Origin of the sequence: Devosia naphthalenivorans, assembly GCF_003056355.1 — a bacterium.
GTDB classification, from domain to species: domain Bacteria; phylum Pseudomonadota; class Alphaproteobacteria; order Rhizobiales; family Devosiaceae; genus Devosia; species Devosia naphthalenivorans.
Genome location: NZ_PYVW01000001.1, coordinates 451,937 through 474,935 on the forward strand (window position 1 = coordinate 451,937; position 22,999 = coordinate 474,935).

Consider the following 22,999-nt stretch of genomic DNA (forward strand, 5'->3'; position numbering starts at 1 on the left):
GCACCTCGCCACTGACGGCCGCGTGAGGTAATTTGTCAGTGAATTGTCAGCTGGATGGCAGTACAAGACGCAATGTCCTGGCGCCTGTTCATCGTTGGTTTCATCGCGGCGAGCCTATGCTTCGCCTCGCCTGTTGCTGCGCAGGGGAATGGCAACTCCGACGGGAATGGTGGCGGCAATGGCAACGGGAACAGCAGTTCCAACGCCAGCGATAGTGGCAATTCCAGCGGTAGTGGAAGCGGAAATTCGGGTGGGAGCGGGAGCGGCAATTCCGGTGCGTCTGGGAATGGCAATTCTGGTGGGAACGGGAATTCTGGTGGGAGCGGGAATTCTGGTGGGAACGGGAGTTCTGGTGGGAGCGGGAATTCTGCTGAGAGCGGAAATTCTGGTGGGAACAGTAGCTCCGGTAATAGCGGCAATGGCAATTCGGGCCAAAATGCTGACGGCAATGCCGGCCAGAGTGGCAATGACAACGGCAATGGCGGCGCAGCTGACAGCGCCGCCCCCAATGCGCAGTCGAACAGTGGCAGGTCCGCTTCCCGTGCTATCGACCCGGCAAGACCGGGGATCGCCACACCTGCCGGCAGATCCGAGGAGACTGCCCTGGGCGCCGTGCAAGCGGGGCGAGCCGTGCCGCTCACGACCATCGTGGATGAGCTTAATACCCGCGCCGCTGGCGAGATGATCGATGCCCAATTGATGACGGCTAACGGCTTCCTGCTCTATGCAGTGAAGGTTCTATCCGACAGCGGGCGTGTCAGCACCGAATACTATTATGCCCGGACCGGCCGACGGGTCGGGGGTGGTTGATGCGGATCCTGGTGGCTGAGGACGATGACCGGATTGCCGAAACGCTGGTCTCCGCGCTGAGCAAGGCTGGCTTCGCCGTCGATCGGGAGCGTGACGGCGAATCCGCCTGGTACCGCGGTGACAGCGAGAATTTCGACGCGGTGGTGTTGGATCTCGGCCTGCCGCAGATGGATGGGCTGACCATACTCAAGCGCTGGCGCAGTGCTGGACGGACGGTGCCGGTCCTGATCCTGACGGCTCGAGGGCAGTGGGAAGAGCGCGTTGATGGTATCGAAGCTGGGGCCGACGATTACGTCGTAAAGCCATTCCACGTGCTTGAGATCATCGCACGCTTGCGGGCGCTGGTACGTAGGGCAAGCGGGCACGCCTCTTCCCGCATCATGTTCGGACCTTATCAGCTGGACATGCGCACGATGCAGGTTAGCGCCGATGGCCTGCCGATCGAGCTGACGCCGCAGGAGTTCAAGCTCATCGCGTATATGGTGCACCACCGGGGGCGCGTTGTTTCCCAGCTTGAAATCACTGAGCACATCTATAGCCAGGATTACGAGCGGGATTCCAACGCCGTCGAAGTTCTGGTGGGACGTGTTCGAAAGCGGCTCGGCAAGGACGTAATCAAGACCCGTCGCGGATTTGGCTACACGCTCGGTGATGGATTTTGATCCTGCAATCGCTGCGCTGGCGGCTGATGGGCCTGGCCACGGTGTGGGTGGTCCTGTCGTTGGTCGGGGCAGCGTTCGTGCTGCAGTACCTGTTCACGATCAATGTCGAGCAGGGCACTCGGGACAATCTTTCGGCGGCGCTGACCCGCTTGGCGGCCAGCATCGAACCCGAGGAGGCCGTGCCGGCGCTGAGCGCGCCACTGCCTGATCCTCGTTATGCTACGCCCCTAGGGGGACGCTACTGGCAGATTCAGGCGCTCGACAATGGGGAAATCACGCGGTCTCGCTCGCTGTGGGATGTCGTGCTTGCCATTGAACCGGCCCAGGAGGGGATGAGCCATGTGGAGTTGCCCGATGGGCGGCATCTCGTGCTGATGACCCGCAAGCTTGACGTGGAGGGCGAGCAGGGCGTGCGCTCGTTTCTGGCGACTGCTGGCGAAGAGCACGACCCCACGCATGCGATCATCACCAGTTTTACCGCAGACGCCAGCAAGCTCCTGCTTTTGTTGGGTGCGGTCATTCTCGTTGCCGCCTGGGTGCTGCTCAGGTTTGGGCTGGCGCCGATCAAACGTGTGCAATTGGCGATTGAAAACGTGCGCCGCGGCACGCATGCGCGCCTGCAAGGCAAGTTTCCGGCGGAACTGGGGCCACTGATCGAGGAGGTAAACCAGCTGCTCAGCGTGCGTGATGCCACCATGGAGAGGGCACGAAGCCGCGCGTCGGACCTTGCGCACGGGCTGAAGACTCCATTGGCCGCTCTCTATGGCATAGCCGAGCGTTTGCGCGAGAAGGGCAATGAGGAAGACGCCGCCTTGATCCAGGACCTTGCCTTCGAGATGTCGGAGCGGGTGGACTATCAGATGCGCCTGTCTTCCCTGCGCATGCGCACTGTTGCCCATACTGCCCGCTCATCGCTGGACAGCGCTGTGCTGCGCACGGTGACTGTCCTCAAGAAGACCGGGCGAGGCGAGGCGCTGCACTGGGTGGCGGAACTGCAGGATGATTGCTGGGTCGATGTGGACCGTCAGGACCTGATGGAACTGGTCGGCGTGACTCTGGAAAACGCTGCCAAATGGGCCGCTACTCGCGTCGTGATCCGCGCAACGCGGGCAGGGGGCGTCGCAAGGCTCGAAATCAGCGATGACGGACCGGGTGTTCCAGAGCACCAATTGGAGCAACTGGGGATCAGGGGGCGGCGGTTGGACGAAGCGCGCCCTGGAAGTGGACTCGGCCTCGCCATAGCCAGCGAGATCGTTGAGATAAACATGGGACAGATGCACTTCAGCCGGGCGCAGATCGGTGGGTTGAGCGTAACCATTCAGCTCCCTTTGGCAGAGGCGGTCAGTTTGCCTCTGTCGGATTAGCCGGGAACATTTCATCCGCCTCGTCATGGGCGGTTTGTGCACTCGCTATAAGGCCGGCACCTGCGAGGCTCGCCACCAGAATGCACACTGGGATCATGATCATCAGCATTTTTGTTCTCCTTGCAGTTGCCGGATAGATAATGCTGCGGGTCATCGATGGTTTCACGCGCGGCCGATAAGTTACATGACAAATTGATAACAGAATCAGTCACATAAGCGCCAGACCTGGACTGCTTGGACGAGGGTGGGGCCTGGAGTTAACGCTGGCCCCTTGCCTATTGGATATACCAAGGTGATCCTTGCCGGCCGGATTCCACCAGGAGCGCGAAGAACCATGCACAATGACAAGCAGATAGCTGTTCCGAAGGATGAACTCTCAAGCCGTGCCTTGGCGGCGTTGACGGCTGCCGGGGCGAGTACAGCGTCGGCAGAGGCCGCGGTGCGGGCCATGATGCATGCTTCGCGCGTGGGTGTTGATAGTCATGGCGTGCGGCTTACCGAGCATTATTGCAATATGCTCGGCGGTGGCCGCCTCAACCGGAACCCCAAGCTTCAGGTTCGCCGCACGGCTGCAGCGAGCGCGATGATCGACGGCAATGATGGTCTTGGGCACTATGCCGCCTATGCGGCTGTCGAGACCGGCATTGAAATCGCCCGCGAGACGGGGATCGCCGGCGTGGGGGTCGAACACTCATCCCATCTGGGCGCGGCTGGAGCCTATGCCGTGGCGGGAGCCGAGCAGGGGTTCATCACCTTCGCGACCACCAACACCGATGCGATGGTGACGCTGTTCGAGGGTGCGCAGCGATTCCATGGCACCAACCCGCTGGCCTTTGCCGCACCGGTACCCGATAGACGTCCCTGGCTGCTGGACATGGCAACATCCTCCATTCCCATGAACCGGGTGCTTCTGCATCGATCCCTGGAGAGCGCGCTGCCGCAGGGCGTTGCGGCCGATGCCAAGGGAGAGCCGACGACGGACCCGCACAAGGTCGAAATGCTGCTGCCGCTGGGCGGTGAAGAATACGGCTACAAGGGCGCGGGGCTTGCCGGAGTGGCGACGCTGTTCTCTGCGCTTCTCACCGGGACCACGCTCGATCCGGATTTCATTCCCATGTATGGGGGCGATAATATCAAGTATCCCAGGAACATGGGGCACTTTGTGATGGTAATCGACCCGGGCAAATTCGTCGGCGCTCCGCTGTTCGGTCTCGCCATTCAGAGCTATCTGACAGCGTTGCGCGGCGCACAGATACGCACAGATGGCCGTGTGATGGCGCCTGGGGATCGCGAATGGGAGGAGATGGATCGGCGGGACCGCGAGGGTGTTCCTATTGATCCAGACACCGCGAAATTCCTGCGCTTTTAGCCGCAGCAATATCCTCGAAACTTATCATATGAGTTTGCGAGTTTGTATGTTGACTTCATGTACTCGTCTTTTTAGGTTCCCTCACTGTCCCGAAAGCGCGTGAGCGCGGCCTTGCTGATGTTGCTTGTCAGCGCGGGGTATTGTTCGTCGTGGAGGATGAACAGTGCGGACGATATTGGGAGGACTCCTTATGTTTCATCTGCCTAAACTGGCTGCGACGGCGCTCGTCGCTACATCCCTGATGCTCTCGACGGCCAGCGCCCAGACAGTGCTGCGCTCGTCCGATACGCATCCGGATGGCTACCCGACTGTTGAAGCCGTAAAGCATTTCGGTGAATTGCTGAGCGAAAAGACCGATGGCCGTTACTCGGTCGAAGTGTTCCACTCTGCCCAGCTGGGCGAGGAAAAGGACACGATCGAACAGACGCAGTTCGGCGTGATCGACCTGAACCGCATTTCCATCGGTGCGTTCGGCACCCAGGTGCCAGAAGCCACCGTTACCCAGTTGCCTTACATCTTCCGTTCGGCCGAGCACTTCCACAATGTGCTGGATGGTCCGATCGGCGAAGAAATCCTAGCCGCGTTCGACAAGGTCGATGTCGTGGCACTGGCGTACTATGATGGCGGCGCACGCTCGTTCTACAACAGCGAAAAGCCGATCACCACGCCCGCCGATATGGCTGGTATGAAGATGCGCGTGATGCAGTCCGACATTTTCGTGGATATGGTGGCGGCATTTGGCGGCAACGCGACGCCCATGCCCTACGGCGAAGTCTATTCGGGCATTCAGACCGGCGTTATCGACGGCGCTGAAAACAACTACCCGAGCTATGACACTGCCGGTCATGCGGAAGTGGCGAAGTACTATTCGCTGGACGAGCACCTGATGGTGCCCGAAGTTCTGGTGATCTCCAAGATTGTGTGGGACGGACTTACTCCTGAAGATCAGGCACTGTTCCGTGAAGCTGCCAAGGAATCCGTTGCCAAGCAGCGCGAGCTCTGGGCTGCCAAGGAAGTTGAATCCAAGGCCGCTGTGGAAGCCCTTGGTGCGGAGATCAATACCGTCGACAAGGCCCCCTTCATCGAGGCGATGAAGCCGGTGTACGAGAAGTACGTCACGGATCCAGCCCTGCAGGATCTTGTTGCCCGCATCCAGGCTACCGAAGGCTAATTGCAAAGCGGCGGGCGTTTTGGGCGCCCGCCATTCGATCCCGAATTGGCCTCATGGCGCTCTTGTCGCCATGAGGTCACGGAACAGCAGTTCGCGCCACGATTTGGCCGATAGCAACGCCGTCAAAAACGGCTCTTTGTTGGAACGCACCATGACAACCTGGCTCCTACCGATCAGCCGCGTGCTGGGGCGGATTTCGAATGTCGCACTTTGGCTAGCCGGGATCGGTCTGGTCTCCATGACTGCCGTTGTCGCCTATCAGGTGTTCATGCGGTTCGTGATCAATGCCTCGCCCGCCTGGACCGAGGCTGGCTCAATAATGATCATGACCTGGTTCATTTTCCTGGGTGCGGCAGTTGGCGTGCGCGAGAACTTCCACATGGGGTTCGACGTGCTGCTCTATGTCCTGCCGCCCGGTGCCAAGCCCTGGCTGCGCGCCATCAGCGACATCTGCGTGTTCGGCTTTGCCAGCGGCATGGTGTATTTTGGTGGTGAACTGGCCATCCGCTATTGGTCCACGCGTATCCCCGTGCTGGGGCTGCCCACAAGCTTCACCTATTTTCCTGTCGTGGTTTCGGGCGTGCTGATGTGCCTGTTCTCGCTTGAGCGCTTGTTGCTGCGCCTTGCCGGTGAACCGGTCGACGACATCGCTGCCGACCCAACAATCACCGAGGCCTGAGTTTATGGAATACTGGATCCTCTTTGGCGTCTTCACCGTCCTTATGGTGATCGGCACCCCCATCGCATACTGCCTGGGCATCGCCAGCCTCGCGACCATCGTTTTTCTGGGCCGGCCCGCTATCGTGGTGTTCCAACAATTGAACTCCGGCGTGTCGGCGTTCAGCCTGCTGGCTATTCCCTTCTTCATCTTTGCGGGCGACCTGATGATGCGCGGCGGTATTGCGGCGCGCATCATCTCGTTCGCGGGCTCGCTGATCGGTCACGTCCGAGGCGGATTGGGGCAGGTCAATATTGCGGCTTCGACGCTGTTTGGCGGCATTTCGGGCTCCGCCGTGGCAGAAGCGGCAGCCGTCGGCGGCATCATGATCCCGCAGATGAAGCAGCGTGGATACGGCGCCGACTATGCCGTCAACGTCACGTCCATGGCGGCCCTGATCGCCCTGTTGCTGCCGCCCAGCCACAACATGATCATTTATTCGCTGTCGGGTGGCGGCAATATCTCCATCGCCGATCTGTTTACGGCAGGAATCATTCCCGGGCTGCTGCTGGCTGCCGCGCTCAGCGTCACGGCCTATATTGTAGCCGTCAAACGCGGCTATCCCACGGAGGCCTTTCCGGGCTTTCGCAAGGCGGGGTATTTTTTCCTTGTTTCCATTCCCGGCCTGATGCTGATCGCCATCATCTTCGGTGGCGTTCGTTCGGGCATCTTTACCGCTACCGAAAGCTCCTGCATTGCGGTGATCTACGCGTTGCTGGTGACGCTGCTGATCTACCGTTCGCTCGACTGGGGCGAGTTCGTGCACGCTGTGCTCGGCGCGGTGCGGACCACGGCCATGGTGCTGTTCATCATTGGAGCCGCCGCATCATTTGCCTGGCTGATGGCCTATCTCAAGGTTGCAACCCTCCTGACTGCCGGCATGGCCACGATCTCCTCGGACCCGCTGCTGGTGCTGCTGATGATCAACATCGCGCTGCTGCTGCTTGGCACGTTCATGGATATGGGGCCGCTAATCATCATCACCACGCCCATCTTCCTGCCGATGGTGAAGGCGTTTGGAGTCGATCCGGTACATTTCGGGGTCATCATGATCCTGAACCTGGGCATCGGACTGAATACGCCGCCGCTCGGGCCGGTGCAGTTCGTGGCCGCCGCCGTCGGCAAGATCAGCGTCATGGAAGCCATGAAATCCGTCTGGCCCTTCTATCTGGCCGGCATCGTGGTGCTGGGTCTGGTCACCTACATTCCGGCTCTGTCGCTTTGGTTGCCGGCATTGTTCAGGGGATAAGGTGATGAGCATCGTCGAAAGCACCCCATCCGTGCGCCGGCCCAAGCTTGCCGACCTGGTCATCGATACGCTGCGTCAGCGCATCAATGCCGGGGAGTACAGGGCAGGGGGCAAGCTGCCGACGGAAAGCCAGATGACCGTGATCTTCGGTGTCAGTCGCACCGTGGTGCGCGAAGCCATCGCCGCATTGGCGGCGGACGGCATGGTGCAGTCACGCCAGGGGGCAGGGGTGTTCGTCACCGCTCGCCCGGCCAATCCGTTCAACGCCATCGGCCTCGAAAACTCGAACAAGATTTCCGTTGCCCTCAACGTGCTCGAAGTCCGCATGGGCATCGAAATCGAATCCGCGGGCCTAGCCGCCATGCGGCGCAGCGCCAGTCAGGAAGCGGCTATCCAGGAAGCATGGAACGAGTTCGACCGGCTGCTGAAGCTCGGTACGCCGACGGGCAAAACCGACTTTGCCTTTCACCGCGCCATCGCAGCAGCAACGAACAACCCGTTCTATATTGATGTGCTCGATGGGCTGGGCAGCCGGACCATTCCGTGCGACGTGGCATCGCCATGGGGTACGGAAAATGTTCTGACCTATGAATATCAAGTGGGCCTGCAGCGCGAGCATCTCAAAATCCTGCAAGCCATCTCGGCGCAGGACCCAGAGGGGGCCCGCGAGGCCATGCGCCATCATCTCTCACTCAGCCAGGAGCGTTATCGCACCCGCCTGCGTCACGAAAACCCGACCAATTAGGACCAGCCATGAGCACCGACTTCGAAATCCGCTTCGCCATCGATCCAGTCAGCGCCGGAACGATGAACACCGATGAACTGCGCGAGCATTTCCTGATCGAGGAGTTGTTCACGCTCGGGGGCGTCAACTGGACCTATACCCATTATGACCGCATGGCCGTCGGCGGCGCGATGCCGGGGGACAAGCCGCTCGACCTCGACGGTATCGAGCCGACCGGGACCGTGAACTTCCTTGACCGGCGCGAACTGATCGCCGTCAATGTTGGCGGAGCCGGCACGATCTCGGTGGACGGCACTGACTTCCCGCTGGCCCCGCGCGATATGCTCTATATCGGCAAGGGCAACGAGCACGTGACTTTCTCGTCCGCGGCTGGCAACGAGCCGGCGAAATTCTATTTGTTGAGCGCGCCTGCCCACACCAGCTATCCGACCAAGCTGATCCGCCAGAGCGACGCCAAGCGGCTCGACCTTGGTAGCGCCGAAACGGCCAATGAGCGTTCCATCTTCCAGTTCGTCAATGCCGATAGCGTTCAGACCTGCCAGCTTGTCGTGGGCCTGACGAGCTTTGCGCCTGGATCGGTGTGGAACACCATGCCGGCCCATGTGCATGACCGGCGCATGGAGGCCTATCTCTACTTCGATTTAAAGCCCGATGCCTTTGTTGTCCATTTGATGGGTGAGCCAGAAGAAACGCGCCATTTGATCGTCCGCAATGAGCAGGCGGTGATCTCTCCGCCATGGTCTATCCATTCGGGAGCAGGGACGGGCGCCTATACATTCATCTGGGCCATGGCCGGTGACAATGTCGACTATACCGACGCCGACAAGGTGGCGATGGAAGATCTGCGGTGATGGATCTCTCTGCCTTCAGCCTTGCCGGTAAAACCATCATGGTCACCGGCGCAAACACCGGGATCGGGCAGGGCATTGCCCTGTCCGTCGCGCGCGCGGGCGCCAAGGTGATCGGCGTGGGCCGATCGAGCATGGAGGAGACAGCGGCGCTTTTGCTGGAGATCGGGGCCGAGTTTATCCCGGTTCAGGCCGATCTTGGCTCCACCGCTGAAGCCCAGGTGATGTTCGATGCCGCCTGGGATGACCATGGGCCGATCGATGGGCTGGTGAACAATGCCGGCATTATCAAGCGCGTCGACGCAGTGGATTTCAGCGAAGACGATTGGGACAGCGTCATGGACGTCAATCTCAAGTCGATGTTCTTCTTGTGCCAGTCGATGGGTCGGAAGGCCCTGCAGGCGCAGCGTCCGGCGCAGATCGTCAACATCGCTTCGATGCTCAGTTTTCAGGGCGGCATTCGCGTGGCGAGCTACACGGCGTCCAAGAGCGGCGTTCTGGGAATTACCCGGCTGTTGGCCAATGAATGGGCGGCCAAGTCCATCAACGTCAACGCCATCGCCCCGGGCTATATCGAGACCAACAATACCGAAGCATTGCGCGCCGACCCGGATCGGTCCACCGCAATTCTTGGGCGCATCCCGGCAGGACGCTGGGGCGCACCATCAGACATTGGCGACGCGGCAGTGTTCCTGCTCTCCAAGGCATCCAACTACATGCACGGTGCTGTCATTCCGGTGGATGGCGGCTGGCTCGCGAGGTAATGAAATGAGCGAACAACAGGTTTTTGCGCAACCAGGCGCGAGTGAGTGGACCGAACTGGCGCCGGGCAATCGCCGCCGGGTGCTGATCCATACGCCGGAGTTGATGCAGGTCGAGTTCGGCTTCGACAAGGGCGCGGTCGGCGCGCTGCACAGCCATCCGCATATCCAGGTCAGCTATGTGGCCGAAGGCTCCTTCGAGGTAACCATCGCCGGCAAGACCGAGATTGTCGGCCAGGGCGGCAGCTTCATCGTGCCGAGCGGGCTCGAACATGGCGTCGTGGCGCTCGAAGCGGGACGGCTGGTCGACGTCTTCACGCCGATGCGGCAGGACTTCATTTGAAGCAAAGACTGGAGCGACTACACCCCGCTTGAAGCGGGGTGTAGTGCTGTTTGACGCCGTGGAGGTGCAACGTCAGACGACTGGCTGCACGGGTGCAGCTGGGTTTCCTGGTGGTCGGGGGAGCGCGGCAGGAAGCGACCGACGAAGCGCGAGAACGCATCGACATAGGTCAGCATGACCGGCACCACGACCAGCGTCAGCAGCGTCGAGCTGATAAGCCCGCCGATCACCGCATGCGCCATCGGTGCGCTCTGGTCGCTCCCCTCGTGAATGGCGAGAGCCAGCGGCATCATGCCGAAGATCATTGCCAGCGTGGTCATGACGATGGGGCGGAAGCGCGTGCCGCCGGCCTCGATCAGAGCGTCGACCAGGCTTGCGCCGTCGCGACGGTGCTGATTGGCGTTGTCGACAAGCAGGATGGCGTTCTTGACCACGAGGCCCATCAGCATGACGAAGCCGATCATGGAATACATGTTCAGCGTCGAACCGCCCACCATCAGGCCCAACATCACCCCGACCAGCGATAGCGGCAGGGCCATCATGATCGCCAGGGGCTGCAGGAAGCTGCCGAACTGGCTGGCCAAAACCAGGTAGATGAAGATCACTGCGAGCAGCAGTGCCGAGACCATGCTGCCGACCGTATCGGCCAGCATCTCGCCATCGCCGCCCTGGGCGATGCTGACGCCGGCGGGCAGATCGAGAGCGGCGACGGCGGCCTCGATCTGGGTGGTAACATCGCCCAACACGGCGCCCTCGATATTGGCACTGATGGTGACCTGGCGAGTGAGGTTCTCGCGGTGGATCTCGCTGGGGCCGAGGGTGGGCCGGACCTCGGCGATCTGGTCGAGCCGGATGGCGACCGGAGTTTCGGTCTGGCTTTGGGCAATGGGCAGGCTGCCGATCACGTCGGCACTCTGCCGCAGTTCTTCTGGCAGACGCACGACGACATCGAGCTGATCGCCCGCTTCATTGGTCCATTCCGACGCTGTTTCGCCGCCCAGCATGGCGCGCAGGGCCGAACCGGTTTCTTGCACGCCGATACCCAAATCGCTCGCGGCCTGCCGGTCCATTATGATGTCGAGCATGGGTTGGGCCTGCTGCAAGCTCAGCTCCACATCGACAATGCCGGGAATGGCCAGCATGGCCTCGTTCAGCTGCGCCGCGGCCGAAGCCAGGCCATCGAGGTTTTCCCCCAGAAGCTTGACCTCGATGGGGCTTTCGCCACCCCCGAGACCGCCACCGGCGGTCACCACGAAGGTGGCGCCGGGAATTGAGCGCAGCGCCTCGCGGATAGGAGCCGTCATCTCCAGCGATGAGCTGCTGCGTTCGCCGGGATCGACCAGGGAGACGGCGATGCCGGCGCGGTTCTCGCTGGAGGCGGTGCCGGCATTGACGCTGGTATAGGTGCTTTCAACTTCGGGCATCGCCGCCAACAGCGCTTCCACCTGATGAGCCTTGACCGCGGTGTAATCGGTGGAGGAGCCAGCGGGGGTTTCGAGATCGATCTGGATCTGGCTGTTGTCAGCAGGGGGTATGAATTCCACACCCACCATGGGGTACAACAGGAAGCTGCTGCCGAAGGACATCAATGCCACCAGCATGGTGATGATCCGGTGCCGAAGCGACCAGCGCAGCACGCCGCGATAGAGATGGGCGAGCTTTTCGAAGCCGGCATCGAAGAGGCCAACCAGCCGGCCTATGGGTCCACGCTTCGCATCGGGCTGGGAGTCAGGGTCGTACCAGACGCTGGAGAGCATCGGATCGAGCGTGAAGCTGACGAACAGCGAAATCAGCACGGCCACCGAGACCGTGACGCCGAACTGCAGGAAAAAGCGCCCAACGATCCCGTCCATAAAGGCGAGCGGTAGGAACACCGCAACGATTGACAGCGTAGTGGCCAGCACCGCCAGCCCGATCTCCTTGGTGCCATCGAGCGCCGCTTGGATATGGGATTTTCCCATGTGCAGGTGGCGGGTAATATTCTCGCGCACCACGATGGCGTCGTCGATCAGAATGCCGACCGACAGGGTCAGCGCCAGCATGGTCATCATGTTGAGCGTGAAGCCGAGCAGGCTCACCACGGTCAGGGTGCCGATGATCGAGATGGGCAGGGTGAGCCCGGTGATGATGGTCGATCGCCAGGAGTTGAGGAACAGGAAGACGATGACGACGGCGAGCACCGCACCCTCGATCAGGGTGGCCTGAACGGTCTCGAAATTCTGCTCGATCGGCTCGGCCGAATTCTGCAGCACGTCGATAACCACGTCTTCGGGCAGGCTGCCATTGTCGTTCAACTCGGCAACCGCCTCTTCAACGGCATGGGCGATGGCGACGGTGTTGCCGCCCTCTATCTTGATCACGTCGATGGCCAGGGCCTGTTCGCCATCGCGGAACGCCAGGCCTTCGGTATCGGAAGGGCCTTGAGTGACGGTTGCGACGTCGGCGATGGTAATGGTCTCGCCGCCATTGCTGGCGACGATGATGTCGTTAAAACCCTGGACAGAAGGCACCTCGGTGTTGATCTGGACGGTCTGCACAAGCATGCCTTCGACGATGGAGCCGCTGGGCATTGTCTGGTTGTCCTGCTGGAGGGCCGAGATGACGTCCCCTATGCCGATGCCGAAAGCATTGAGCCGGTCCGGATCAACGGCAATATTGACCTGGTTGTCGAGACCGCCGACCACGTTGGCGCTGCCCACGCCGGAAATGGCAGTGAGGGCAGGGGTGACGATATCGTTAGCAAGCGTTGTCAGCTCCAGCACCGACTGGGTCGGGCTGCTGAGGGCCAGGGAGAGCATGGGGCTGGCGATAGGATCGAAGCGCAGCACCTGGCTCGTATCGGCGGCGTCCGGCAATTGGTCAAGAATCGCGGCCAGCCGGTCCCGCACATCCTGCGCGGCGGTGGCCGCGTCGGTTTCGAGGGTGAACTCCAACACTATTGTCGAATGGCCGGCGCTGGAGGTGGAGGTGACCGCTTCGATGCCGCTCACGGTATTGACGGCATCCTCGATCGGCTGGGTGATCTCGGTTTCGACCGCTTCCGGGGAAGCGCCGGTATAAGGGGTCAACACCGCGACGATGGGAAAGTCCACATCGGGATATTGTTCGATGGGCAGGCTGCGATAGGCCGATACGCCGAACACCATGATTGCCAGCATGATCATAGTGGCAAAGACCGGGTGGCGGACGCTGATGGAAGTGAGGAACATGGCTCAGTTCCCTTCGATGATGACGGCTGAGCCATCGACAAGGCCCGAGAGGCTCGCGCCGACGATGACATCGCCTGCCGCTACTCCAGACCGTGCCTCGACAAGTGCCGTTGTGGGCCAGTTGGTGCCGGTTTCAATCGGGCGCTCATGAACGACGTCGTCGACGATGGCGAGCACATAGGTCGCGTCGTCGCGGGTGTGTATTGCATTTGCCGGTACGGCGATCACGTCATCGTCTTGTTGCACGACGATCTCGCCAGTGACGAACATGCCGCCGCGCAACACGCCTTCAGCGTTATCCAGGTTGAGATAAACCTTGATCGACCGCGTTCCTGCCTCTGCGACGGGGCTCACGCGATCTACGACGCCGGTGAACTGCTGACCGGGCATGCCCTGCACCGCGAGGCGAACAGATTTTCCGGCGACGATGCGCGCCGAATCCTTGAGCGCAGCGACAACTTCGACGCGAACCGTGGACAGATCGACGATCGATAGCATGGTGGTGCCGGGGCTCACGATCTGCCCGGGCTCGATGTCGCGAGAAGCAACCGTGCCCGCAAATGGCGCCACTACCCGAGCCCGCAGCAGATTGGCCTCGGCCAGGGCCACTTGGCTTTGCTGGGTAGCGATGGTGGCTGTCAGCCTGTCGACTTCCGCTTGTGCTGAATCGAGCGTGGTTTGCGCCGCCAATCCTTTGTCGGCCAATTGCCTTGTGCGATTCAGCGTGGCTTCGGCGGCGCGCAGTTGCACGATGCTCGACGCCATGGTGCTGCGCTGCTGATCGAGTTGCAGCTGCAGATCGGTGGTTCCCACCTCGACAAGCAACTGCCCGGCATCGACATGGTCGCCCGGCCGCACGGCCACGGTTTCCGCCAGCCCACCGACCTGCGCGGCGATGGCCGCTTCCTGGACCGGGTGGATGGTGCCCGTTACCTTGACCAGATCTTCGATGCGTTGTGGCTGCACTGTCACGAGCTCAATGGGGTGAAGGCGCATGGCACGCGGCGTCGCTGGTGCGTCGATCGTGGCGGCAATCGGGGCGGGGGGTATTTGGTTGACCAGCAGCACGGACGCGACACCGGTCGCCAGCGTCAGCATGACGATCGGCCAGAACCATCTGCCATTGCGCCGGTCGGGGGCAAGGATGATTTTTTCGGAGGTATTCTCGGACGGGTTCATTGTAACCTCGCATGGGGGTCAGGGAATGGCCGAGCACCGGCCTGTGAGCCAAGCAATGATCCTGCTCCATTGCGCGAACGTTGCGCGGTGTGCGCAATGCAGCCGCAATGTCTGTCGCTAGACTGTGCAGAAATCGGATAGGAATACCGGATGCGCATTTTGCTGGTCGAAGACGAGTTCGACATGGCGGCGGCACTGACCGCCGCACTCATTCGTCATGATATCGTGGTGGATCATGCTCCCACGCTGGAGATTGCCGAGGAAGCCAGCCGCAGCGGCCTGCATGACGCGGTGCTGCTCGATCGCAAGCTGCCGGATGGCGATGGTTTGTCCCTGATCCCGTTCCTGCGGCGGGAGCAAGTGGGCCTGCCGATAATAGTGCTATCGGCACTCGGCTCCTCAGAGCATCGGGTTGCCGGCCTCGACACTGGCGCAGATGACTATCTGGCGAAGCCATTTTCCACTGACGAGCTGCTGGCGCGGCTGCGCGCCGTCATGCGCCGTCCTGCCCAGATCGGGGAAAGCTCGATCAAAGTCGGCCAATTGCGGTTTAATCTCACCGCACGCCACGCCGAAGTGGCGGACGAGCCACTGGACCTGACGCGGCGCGAGTTGCTGGCACTGGAAATTCTGGTGCGACGCACGGGCAGAACCGTGGCACGAAGCGCACTGGAAGAGGCGGTCTATGGCTATGATGACGAGATCGCCTCCAACTCGCTCGATGCTCATATCTCGCGGTTGCGGCGCAAGCTGAGCGGAGCGGGGGTGGAAATTCACGCTATTCGGGGCCTTGGCTACCTATTGCGAGCTGCAACATGAAGCCGTGGAACTATCCGTCCCTGCGAGTCAGGCTGACCTGGCGCATGGTTGCAATGCAGGCATTGGTGCTGGTGGCTTTTACCAGCGTGGCCGCGATACCGATCGTTGAACTGCTCCGGAGGGAGCAGGGGCTGGACGATGGCATCATCGAGCACATCGCCGAATCGATCCAGCGCAATGCGACGGGTGGGTTGGAACTTGTGCTGGACGAGGAGGTCAGCGAGAAAGTCGCCGAGTATCCCTCGTTTTGGTTTTATGCCACGGACATCAACGGCAATGGGACGCAGATGGGTACTATGCCCGGAAACCTCGATGGCCTCCTGGACGATCTATCTCGCCTGAACTCTGCCAACATCGCCGATATCGGTCCAACGGAAGCACCATCGGCCATAGTGCGGCGTCACGAGAGCGATGCCGGACAACTCTGGATCATTACCGGAGGTGGCCCGGAGGTACGATACAAGACGTTCTTTTCGACCTTTGGCGATTCGCTCTTTCTCGGCTTGCTCTCGCTTTTGACGCTGGTCTCGTTCCTGGTCATTCCCATGGTGGTTACGCGCCAGTTGCGGGGCGTGGCGCATGTGGCGGCCGAGGCCGACAGGATCGACGTCGACCAGCGGGGAATCCGCCTTTCATCGGCGCATGTACCCGAGGAGCTCCATTCCCTGGTTGGGGCGGTCAACGCCGCCTTGCAGCGCCTCGACGACGGCATGGAGCGGCGGCAACGTTTTCTCGCCGATGCGGCCCATGAATTGCGTACACCCATTGCGATACTCCAGACGCGCATCGAACTCCTGCCCGATGACAGCCATCGCAGCCGGCTTACGCTGGACGTGGCGCGGCTGGCCAACCTGGCCAATCAATTGCTCGACCTGCAACGGCTCGACGCGGACCTGGCGATTCTTCAGCCTGTAAACCTGGTTGATCTGGCAGCTCAGGTCACCGCTGAAATGGCACCCCTGGCGATTGCGGCGGGTGACGAAATTTCTTTCGACGCCGAAGTGGAAACCGTCACCGTCACCGGCGACGCTGCCTCGCTCTCGCGGGCCATTGTCAATCTTATCCAGAATGCGGTCATTCACGGAGGCAGCAAGACCTCGATCCGGGTTGGGGTCGGGCGGGATGGCTCGCTGCGCGTTGCCGACAGTGGACCCGGAATTGCGGAGGAACATCGCCAGTCCATCTTCGAGCCATTCAACCGCATCGTACCACTTGATCAGGGGGCAGGGCTCGGGCTCAACCTGGTCCGGGACATCGTCACCCGGCACCGTGGCCAGATCACGGTCGGCGACGCGCCCGGCGGCGGCGCGCTGTTCGAGATATCCCTGCCTGTAGCCGACCCACGAAGTCCCATGCGCGGGGGCTTGGTCCAGGCCGATGTCATCTAATCGTTAAGTGGCGCGGCTAAAGGCCGACTCCATCGTTGTGCATCCGGCGCAGCGGAAAAGTCGGAGACCTCGTGATGCGCGCTCTTATCGCAGCTGGCCTAATGCTTGCCACAACCCTGACCCCAGTATTCGCTCAGGAGGGCAAGCTGGTTCTTTACACCAGCCAGCCCCAGACCGACGCGCAACAAACGGCAGACGCCTTCATGGCCAAGTACCCCGGCGTCGAGGTCGAATGGGTCCGTGATGGCACGCCGCAGATAATGGCCAAGTTCCGCTCAGAGCTGGAAGCCGGCGCGCCATTGGCCGACGTGCTGCTGATCGCCGACGTCGTCACGATGGAAGGTCTCAAGGCCGAGGGCCTGTTGCTCGATTATCCCGAAGCCGACCTGACCGGCTATGCCGAGGGCCTGCATGACGAAGATGGCGCCTATTTCTCGACCAAGCTGATCACTACCGGCATTGTCTACAACACTGCAGCGACCATGATCCCGACGAGCTGGGATGATCTGACCAAGCCGGAAGCCCAAGGCCAGGTGGCGATGCCAAGTCCGTTGACCTCCGGCGCCGCCATGATCCACGCCGTGACGCTCACAGACAATTTGCCGGGGGGGTGGGACTATTACAGCGCCCTTGCGGAAAATGGCGCCCAAGCCTCCGGCGGAAATGGTGGCATTCTCACCGCCGTGTCTGGGGGCGAAAAGCTCTATGGCATGATCGTCGACTACATGCCGATCCGCGAAGCGGCCAAGGGCGCGCCCGTCGAATTTGTGTTTCCGACCGAAGGTGTTTCGGCCGTAACCGAACCAGTGGCCATTCTCGCCTCTGGCCAGAATCATAACAATGCCAAGCTCTTCGTGGACTTCCTGCTCTCCGAAGAAGGCCAGCAGCTTGCCGCCAGCCAGGGGTATATCCCGGCGCGCGATGGCATCGCTCTACCCGAAGGCTATCCGAATCGTTCGGAAATCCAGGTGCTTGGCTATGACGCAGCGGCGGCCCTCGCCAACGACGCCGACAACAAGGAGAAGTTCTCGGAAATCTTCGGCCAGTAATCCCAATTGAGTCTTTCCGAGACAACAAGCGCAGCCCGGCTGGCAACGGCCGGGCGCATCGCACCGGCCGTTCTGGTGACCCTGGCGGTCGGTTTGCTGGCAGCGCTACCGCTGGGGCGGCTGATGGTTACAGCGCTTGTCGGGATGGACGGTCTCGACATTGAGCCGTTCATCACCCGCCTGATGCGCGGCACGACGCAACGCGCCATTTTCAACACGGTTGACACCGCGCTTGTTGGTGCCCTGATGGCGCTGGCGATCGGTGGACCGTTCGCGTTTTGCGTGGCCCTGACCGACATGCCGCTGCGCCGCCTGCAAGGCTTCGTCCTGCTGCTGCCGCTGATGATCGCGCCACAGGTCACGGCTTTAGCCTATATGCAATTGCTCGGCCCTTCGAGCGCGCTACTGGGAGCCGTCGGCCTGGCGCCGGACCCGGGCACGCCCAATCCGCTGCTCGGACGGGGCGGCATCATACTTCTCTACGGCATCCAGCACGCTCCGATCGTCTTCATCACCCTTCGGGCCGGGCTGACGGCTCTGCCGCGCGACTATGTGGAGGCCGCGCGGGCTGCCGGTGTGGCCCCGTGGCGCGTAGTGGCGACTGTCATCCTGCCTTTGCTCTGGCCCTATGTGGTGGCTGCGGCGGCGCTCGCCTTTGTCTCAGGCGTGGGCAATTTCGGCATCCCAGCGCTGCTGGGCGTGCCGGCAAACTATCTCACGCTCGCGACGCTGATCTATCAGCAGTTGGCGAGCAACGGCCCAAGCGTGCTGCCGCAAGTTGCCATGCTGTCGTTGATGATTGCTGCCATCGCCATTGCCGGTATTCTGGTCCAGGCCTTCGGGCAAAGAAAGGTCAACTTTGCCATTTCCCGTGGCCTTCCAGCCCGCTTTGCTCTTGGCGCCTGGCGCTGGCCTGTCTGCTTACTCGGCTTGGTGCTGATCGGGGCGACGTTGGTTTTGCCTCTGCTGGCGCTTGTTACAACGTCGCTGGTGCCCGCCTATGGTGTCCGGCTCAGCCTTGCGACGCTGACGCTCGACAATTATGCCGAGGTGTTGTTTCGCCAGGCGTCGACCATTCGGGCCTTCTTCAATTCCTTCTATTTATCGGGCTTGGCCGCTCTGATCCTGGCGCTTGTGGCAGTGCCCTTGGCCATGGGCTTGCGGCGCATGCCCATGCGACCGCGCCAGGCGCTGCAGGGCCTTGTCGATCTGCCTTATGCGCTGCCGGGCATTGTGCTGGCCATCGCCTGCATCCTGCTGTTCCTGCGACCATTGCCGCTAATCGGCAGCCTCTACAACACGCCATGGATCATCCTCGCAGCCTATCTGATGCGCTTTGCCGCCCTTGCGGTGAAACCGACCGATGCCGCTCTGGGGCAGATTCCAAAAGCGATGGGTGAGGCCGCTGCCGCCGCTGGAGCCGGCCCGTTCAGGCGGCTCCTGACCATTACCCTGCCATTGGCCGCGCCGGCCGCAGGAGCCGGCGCATTGCTTGTCTTCATGAGCGCCTTCAACGAGTTGACCGTTTCGGCCCTGCTCTGGTCCAATCGAAACGAGACGCTTGGGGTCATCCTGTTTTCACTTGAGGAGGCGGGACTTTCGACACAGGCATCGGCCATTGCCGTGGTCACAGTGGCGGTGGTCATCGGGTTGTTATTGCTGCTCGATCGGTTGGCTCCGCGCCTGCCGCCGGGTATATTGCCCTGGCGCTAGGCAGGAACGATCCACGCATCGTCCACTGCTACTTGAGCCTTGGCGCCGATCTCCAAACGGCAAGGAAGATCGGCCGTGATCGTGTCGCCTGATGGTAGGGTCAGCCACGTCTCGTAATGGGCGCCGGCATAGCGCGTGCGGCGGACGGAAACTTCGATACCGGCGTCGACCAGGCGAACCGCCTCCGGCCGGACCAGAAGTGTGACGGACCTCGCGGCGATACCACGCGCGGCAACAACCCTGCCTCCCAGCATGACCGTGCCGTTTTCGACCGTTGCTCTGACAAGACTGCCACGACCGACAAAGTTTGCGACCATGGCATTCACCGGTTGGGCATAAATCTGCTGGGGTGTGCCAACCTGCTGCACCTGGCCGCGGTCAAGCACGACGATGCGATCTGCCAGCGCTAACGCCTCGGACTGGTCATGGGTCACAAAGACTATGGTCGCGCCGGTTTTTCGATGAATATCGGCGAATACGTCGAGCATGGCCGCACGCAGATGCACATCGAGATTCGCCAACGGCTCGTCGAGCAGGATTACATTGGTGCCCGTGACCAGACAGCGCGCCAGGGCGACGCGCTGGCGCTGGCCGCCGGAGAGTCCATCCACGCCCCTTGCCGCATAGTCGCCAAGCGAAACCATGGTCAGCGCCCTGAGTACGGCCTGGTCGATCTCGGGGCGGGGCATTCCACGGCTGCGGAGCGGATAAGCGACATTGGCGGCAACATCCATATGTGGCCACAGAGCGTAGGATTGAAAGACGATTCCCAGATTGCGCCGTTCGGGCGGAACCATGCCCTTGGCATCAGCAAGGATCACACCATCGAACGACACGGTGCCTGCACTGGGCTGCTCGAAGCCTGCGATCAACCGCAGCAAGGTCGTCTTGCCGCACCCCGAAGGGCCCAGTAGCGCGGTGAAGGAGCCTGCAGGAAGATCGAAGGACACATCGCGAACGGCGGCAGCGTCGCCGAAGGTCTTACCAAGACCTTGAAGGGATATCGTTGTCATGGCGCGCCCATACTGGCCCGATGTGACAAGCCTGCGACAGGGCACAAGTGATTGCACGGCTCAGGGTAGCCCTTCGGCATCAAGGCGCTGAAACGTCATCAGAATTTCATAAGTGAGCGACGAGCCGAGCGGCGCAAGGCCTTTGGGCGAATTGTGACGATTGGACGACAGCTGCGTTGACCGTCCGTTTACGAACGTCTCCCTATCCGCATGTGAACGCGCTTTTGGGGACGCCATGATCATTTCGAAAATTTCGATTGCCGGTCGCATCTATGTGTCTTTTGCGGTGATGATTGCCCTGATGGTGATCCTCACGCTTTTGGCAGTCGCTGGGGTGCAAACCATCGCTGGCACATTGGACGGATTTCGTACTGCGACGGAAGACGCCACGCGCGTTCGCGCCCTGACCGCTAACCTGACCAGCACGCGCCTTGCCCTCCGCAACTATGCTGCCGATCCGCAGGAACACACAGCGGACCTGGTGAGACAGAGCCTCGCTGACCTCGGACTGGTTGGTGCTGACAGCGACATGGCCGAAGTCATCACCGCCTATGAGGTGGAAGCCACCTCGTTGATTGCGCTCGAGACAGAGTTGACCGCTCAACTCGGCGAACTGGAAAATACCGGCATTGCCGCCACGCAGGCTTTGAGCAAAATGATCGAGCAGGCATCACAGTCTGCCAATCTCAATGCCAAGGCGGCGGCTCTGGCAGGCTTGGCGATGGAGAACCTTCTCAAACTCCGTCTCGATGTAACCGAGATGATAAAGAGCCCGGGTGATGATGAGCTAGCCGCAGCCATGGCTTCCGCCGAGTTGTCGCAGCAAGCACTGGGCAGCCTTCGTGCCACCTTCTTCAAGACCGAAGATCTGGCCAGCGTCGACTCCGTTCTTGCTGTCCTCGATGTCTTCACGAGCGAGGTGCAGTCGGTGTTTGCACGCGCCAGCGCACGTCAGGCCTCTTTGGGGGAGTTGGCGGGTATAGAGCTTTCGCTCGAACAAGCTTTCGATACGGCATCCGACCTCAACACCGCACGCCAGGCTGACAGCGAGCAATATGCCGCTGCCAACTCGGCGGCTGTGCAAGCATGGGTGATTATCGTCGGCTCCGCGTCGCTCGTGATCGGTGGTGCATTGGCAGTTCTTGTCGCGCGTTGGCTTTCGCGGACGATAAAAAGCCTGGCCTCCGCTACGGAGCAATTGGCCGGCGGCGACTTCTCGATTTCATTGCCGCAGAGCAATGCGAGCAACGAACTCGGACAGATTGCCCGTGCGCTGGAAGTGTTTGGAGCCAATGGCCTGGCGTTGCAGGGCGAACAGCTCGCCAAGGCCGAAGAGTTGGCAAACCAGCACAGGCGCCAGAGTGAGTTCGATCGTTTTCAAAGCGCGTTGAGCAATCTCGCCCATGCCGCTGCGCGCGGCAATTTCGATCACCGCCTGCCGAGTGATTTTGCGCTGGCAGAACTGGTGCATGTCGCGGAAAGCATCAACCAATTGCTTCATACGATCGAGCGCGGCCTCGCGGAAACCTCGTCGGTCCTCGCGGCCGTGGCTGCCTCCGATCTCACGCAGCGCGTAACGGGGGACTATGAGGGCGCGTTTGCTACCCTCAAGCTCAGCACAAACGGCGTGGCGGATCGGCTTTCCGAAATCATGGAGGATCTGCGCCTGACCTCGCATTCGCTCAAATACGCCACCGAGGAAATCCTGTCCGGCGCCACCGATCTGGCCGATCGCACTGCCCGCCAGGCGTTGGCGGTGGAGAAAACCAGTACCGTCATGCACCAGCTGTCCCGGACGGTGCAGGAAAATGCCAATCAGGCGCAGCATGCCAATGCCAATTCCAAATCGGTGGCGCAGATGGTGGAGCGGGGCGGTTCGGTGATGAGTGACGCCAACTCCGCCATGCAGCGCATTAACGGGGCTTCCGCGAAAATCTCCAACGTCATCGGGCTGATCGACGATATAGCCTTCCAGACCAACCTTCTCGCCCTCAATGCTTCCGTGGAAGCGGCGCGCGCAGGAGAGGCAGGAAAGGGCTTTGCCGTCGTTGCCATCGAAGTGCGCCGTCTGGCCCAGTCAGCGGCCGAGGCCTCAGCTGAGATCAAGGGGTTGATCGAAACCAGTGCCCGCGAGGTCACCAACGGAACTCGTCTAGTCTCCGATGCCACAGCCAGCTTGCTCGAAATTCAGGTGGCGCTGAAGAGCAGCAACGCCATGATGCAGCGCATCGCCATCGCCAGCAGCGAACAGGCGGTCGCCATTGAAGAAGCGGGCGAAGCAATCGGCACGCTCGATGACATGACCCAGCGTAATGCTGCCCTGGTCGAACAGCTAAATACTGCCCTAGCTCAGACCGGAGGTCAGGCGTCCGAGCTTGATGGCGTAGTCAGGTCGTTTGTCGTTGGTCGGTCAGGAGCGGGCTCGAGCAATTCACGGCGAGCTGCCTGAAGCTCTTATCGCTGGTGTTCCTTGCCCGAGGGAATCAAGTGACGATTGCCCTGTAAGTCGGATGCAAAAAATGCTCGGCCGGACCGGCCGAGCACAGATGGCAAAAAAAAGCTGATTAATTGCCCTTAGCGCCTAAGCTT

20 protein-coding genes are annotated in these 22,999 nt (G+C 61.2%); 16 read left to right on the forward strand and 4 right to left on the reverse strand.

Annotation, left to right across the window (positions count from 1 at the left end; genetic code table 11):
* The first annotated feature begins 630 nt into the window (after nucleotides 1-630).
* From C8264_RS02510 to C8264_RS02520, 3 genes are read left to right on the forward strand one after another with little or no spacing between them, the layout of a single operon-like run.
* Nucleotides 631-810, forward strand: a complete 180-nt coding sequence (locus C8264_RS02510; protein ID WP_108459349.1) for a PepSY domain-containing protein — start codon at nucleotides 631-633, stop codon at nucleotides 808-810.
* Complete coding sequence (locus C8264_RS02515) at nucleotides 810-1,472, forward strand: response regulator transcription factor (protein ID WP_108459350.1); 663 nt, start codon at nucleotides 810-812, stop codon at nucleotides 1,470-1,472. Before C8264_RS02510 ends, C8264_RS02515 begins: the two co-directional genes overlap by 1 nt.
* Nucleotides 1,469-2,836: a sensor histidine kinase gene (locus tag C8264_RS02520; protein ID WP_108459351.1), complete on the forward strand. Its 1,368-nt coding sequence runs from the start codon at nucleotides 1,469-1,471 to the stop codon at nucleotides 2,834-2,836. Before C8264_RS02515 ends, C8264_RS02520 begins: the two co-directional genes overlap by 4 nt.
* Here the strand turns inward: C8264_RS02520 and C8264_RS22045 are convergent.
* The gene (locus C8264_RS22045) at nucleotides 2,814-2,990 is read right to left on the reverse strand and encodes a hypothetical protein (RefSeq protein ID WP_162783424.1); all 177 of its coding nucleotides are present in this window, start codon (nucleotides 2,988-2,990) and stop codon (nucleotides 2,814-2,816) included. The two genes, C8264_RS02520 and C8264_RS22045, sit on opposite strands and share 23 nt — an antisense overlap.
* A 180-nt stretch (nucleotides 2,991-3,170) precedes the next feature.
* On the opposite strand from C8264_RS22045, the gene C8264_RS02525 reads away from it, so the two are divergent.
* From C8264_RS02525 to C8264_RS02560, 8 genes are all read left to right on the forward strand, one after another.
* Nucleotides 3,171-4,205: an Ldh family oxidoreductase gene (locus C8264_RS02525; RefSeq protein ID WP_108459352.1), complete on the forward strand. Its 1,035-nt coding sequence runs from the start codon at nucleotides 3,171-3,173 to the stop codon at nucleotides 4,203-4,205.
* 190 nt (nucleotides 4,206-4,395) lie between these two features.
* Nucleotides 4,396-5,376, forward strand: coding sequence for a TRAP transporter substrate-binding protein (locus C8264_RS02530; RefSeq protein WP_108459353.1), 981 nt, complete (start codon nucleotides 4,396-4,398; stop codon nucleotides 5,374-5,376).
* Between the two features lie 151 nt (nucleotides 5,377-5,527).
* A complete protein-coding gene (locus tag C8264_RS02535) occupies nucleotides 5,528-6,055 on the forward strand; it encodes a TRAP transporter small permease (protein ID WP_108459503.1) in 528 nt (175 codons plus the stop codon).
* Between the two features lie 4 nt (nucleotides 6,056-6,059).
* Nucleotides 6,060-7,343: a TRAP transporter large permease gene (locus C8264_RS02540; RefSeq protein WP_108459354.1), complete on the forward strand. Its 1,284-nt coding sequence runs from the start codon at nucleotides 6,060-6,062 to the stop codon at nucleotides 7,341-7,343.
* A gap of 4 nt (nucleotides 7,344-7,347) precedes the next feature.
* Nucleotides 7,348-8,088, forward strand: coding sequence for a FadR/GntR family transcriptional regulator (locus C8264_RS02545; protein WP_108459355.1), 741 nt, complete (start codon nucleotides 7,348-7,350; stop codon nucleotides 8,086-8,088).
* An 8-nt stretch (nucleotides 8,089-8,096) separates the two neighbouring features.
* Entirely contained in the window at nucleotides 8,097-8,939 is an 843-nt protein-coding gene (gene kduI / locus C8264_RS02550) for a 5-dehydro-4-deoxy-D-glucuronate isomerase (protein ID WP_108459356.1), read from the forward strand.
* Entirely contained in the window at nucleotides 8,939-9,700 is a 762-nt protein-coding gene (gene kduD, locus C8264_RS02555; protein ID WP_108459357.1) for a 2-dehydro-3-deoxy-D-gluconate 5-dehydrogenase KduD, read from the forward strand. Before kduI ends, kduD begins: the two co-directional genes overlap by 1 nt.
* Nucleotides 9,701-9,704: 4 nt before the next feature.
* Nucleotides 9,705-10,040, forward strand: coding sequence for a cupin domain-containing protein (locus tag C8264_RS02560; RefSeq protein ID WP_108459358.1), 336 nt, complete (start codon nucleotides 9,705-9,707; stop codon nucleotides 10,038-10,040).
* Nucleotides 10,041-10,057: 17 nt separating this feature from the next.
* Here the strand turns inward: C8264_RS02560 and C8264_RS02565 are convergent, their stop codons facing one another.
* Both C8264_RS02565 and C8264_RS02570 read right to left on the reverse strand, forming a co-directional pair.
* Complete coding sequence (locus C8264_RS02565) at nucleotides 10,058-13,249, reverse strand: efflux RND transporter permease subunit (protein WP_108459359.1); 3,192 nt, start codon at nucleotides 13,247-13,249, stop codon at nucleotides 10,058-10,060.
* Nucleotides 13,250-13,252: 3 nt separating this feature from the next.
* Nucleotides 13,253-14,428, reverse strand: coding sequence for an efflux RND transporter periplasmic adaptor subunit (locus C8264_RS02570; protein WP_108459360.1), 1,176 nt, complete (start codon nucleotides 14,426-14,428; stop codon nucleotides 13,253-13,255).
* Between the two features lie 150 nt (nucleotides 14,429-14,578).
* Here C8264_RS02570 and C8264_RS02575 point away from each other — a divergent pair, with 150 nt between their 5' ends.
* The 4 genes from C8264_RS02575 to C8264_RS02590 all read left to right on the forward strand — a co-directional run bounded on the left by C8264_RS02575 (nucleotide 14,579) and on the right by C8264_RS02590 (nucleotide 19,397).
* Nucleotides 14,579-15,247: a response regulator transcription factor gene (locus C8264_RS02575; protein WP_108459361.1), complete on the forward strand. Its 669-nt coding sequence runs from the start codon at nucleotides 14,579-14,581 to the stop codon at nucleotides 15,245-15,247.
* Nucleotides 15,244-16,635 carry a sensor histidine kinase gene (locus C8264_RS02580; protein ID WP_108459362.1) on the forward strand — a complete coding sequence of 464 codons (1,392 nt, stop codon included), beginning with the start codon at nucleotides 15,244-15,246 and terminating at the stop codon, nucleotides 16,633-16,635. Before C8264_RS02575 ends, C8264_RS02580 begins: the two co-directional genes overlap by 4 nt.
* A gap of 74 nt (nucleotides 16,636-16,709) precedes the next feature.
* The gene (locus tag C8264_RS02585) at nucleotides 16,710-17,684 is read left to right on the forward strand and encodes an ABC transporter substrate-binding protein (RefSeq protein WP_108459363.1); all 975 of its coding nucleotides are present in this window, start codon (nucleotides 16,710-16,712) and stop codon (nucleotides 17,682-17,684) included.
* A gap of 6 nt (nucleotides 17,685-17,690) precedes the next feature.
* Complete coding sequence (locus C8264_RS02590) at nucleotides 17,691-19,397, forward strand: ABC transporter permease (RefSeq protein WP_245892903.1); 1,707 nt, start codon at nucleotides 17,691-17,693, stop codon at nucleotides 19,395-19,397.
* Here C8264_RS02590 and C8264_RS02595 read toward each other — a convergent pair.
* Nucleotides 19,394-20,410: an ABC transporter ATP-binding protein gene (locus C8264_RS02595; protein WP_108459364.1), complete on the reverse strand. Its 1,017-nt coding sequence runs from the start codon at nucleotides 20,408-20,410 to the stop codon at nucleotides 19,394-19,396. The genes C8264_RS02590 and C8264_RS02595 overlap by 4 nt on opposite strands.
* Nucleotides 20,411-20,645: 235 nt before the next feature.
* Between C8264_RS02595 and C8264_RS02600 the strand changes: the two genes are divergently transcribed.
* Nucleotides 20,646-22,859, forward strand: coding sequence for a methyl-accepting chemotaxis protein (locus C8264_RS02600; protein WP_108459365.1), 2,214 nt, complete (start codon nucleotides 20,646-20,648; stop codon nucleotides 22,857-22,859).
* Nucleotides 22,860-22,999: the final 140 nt, after the last annotated feature.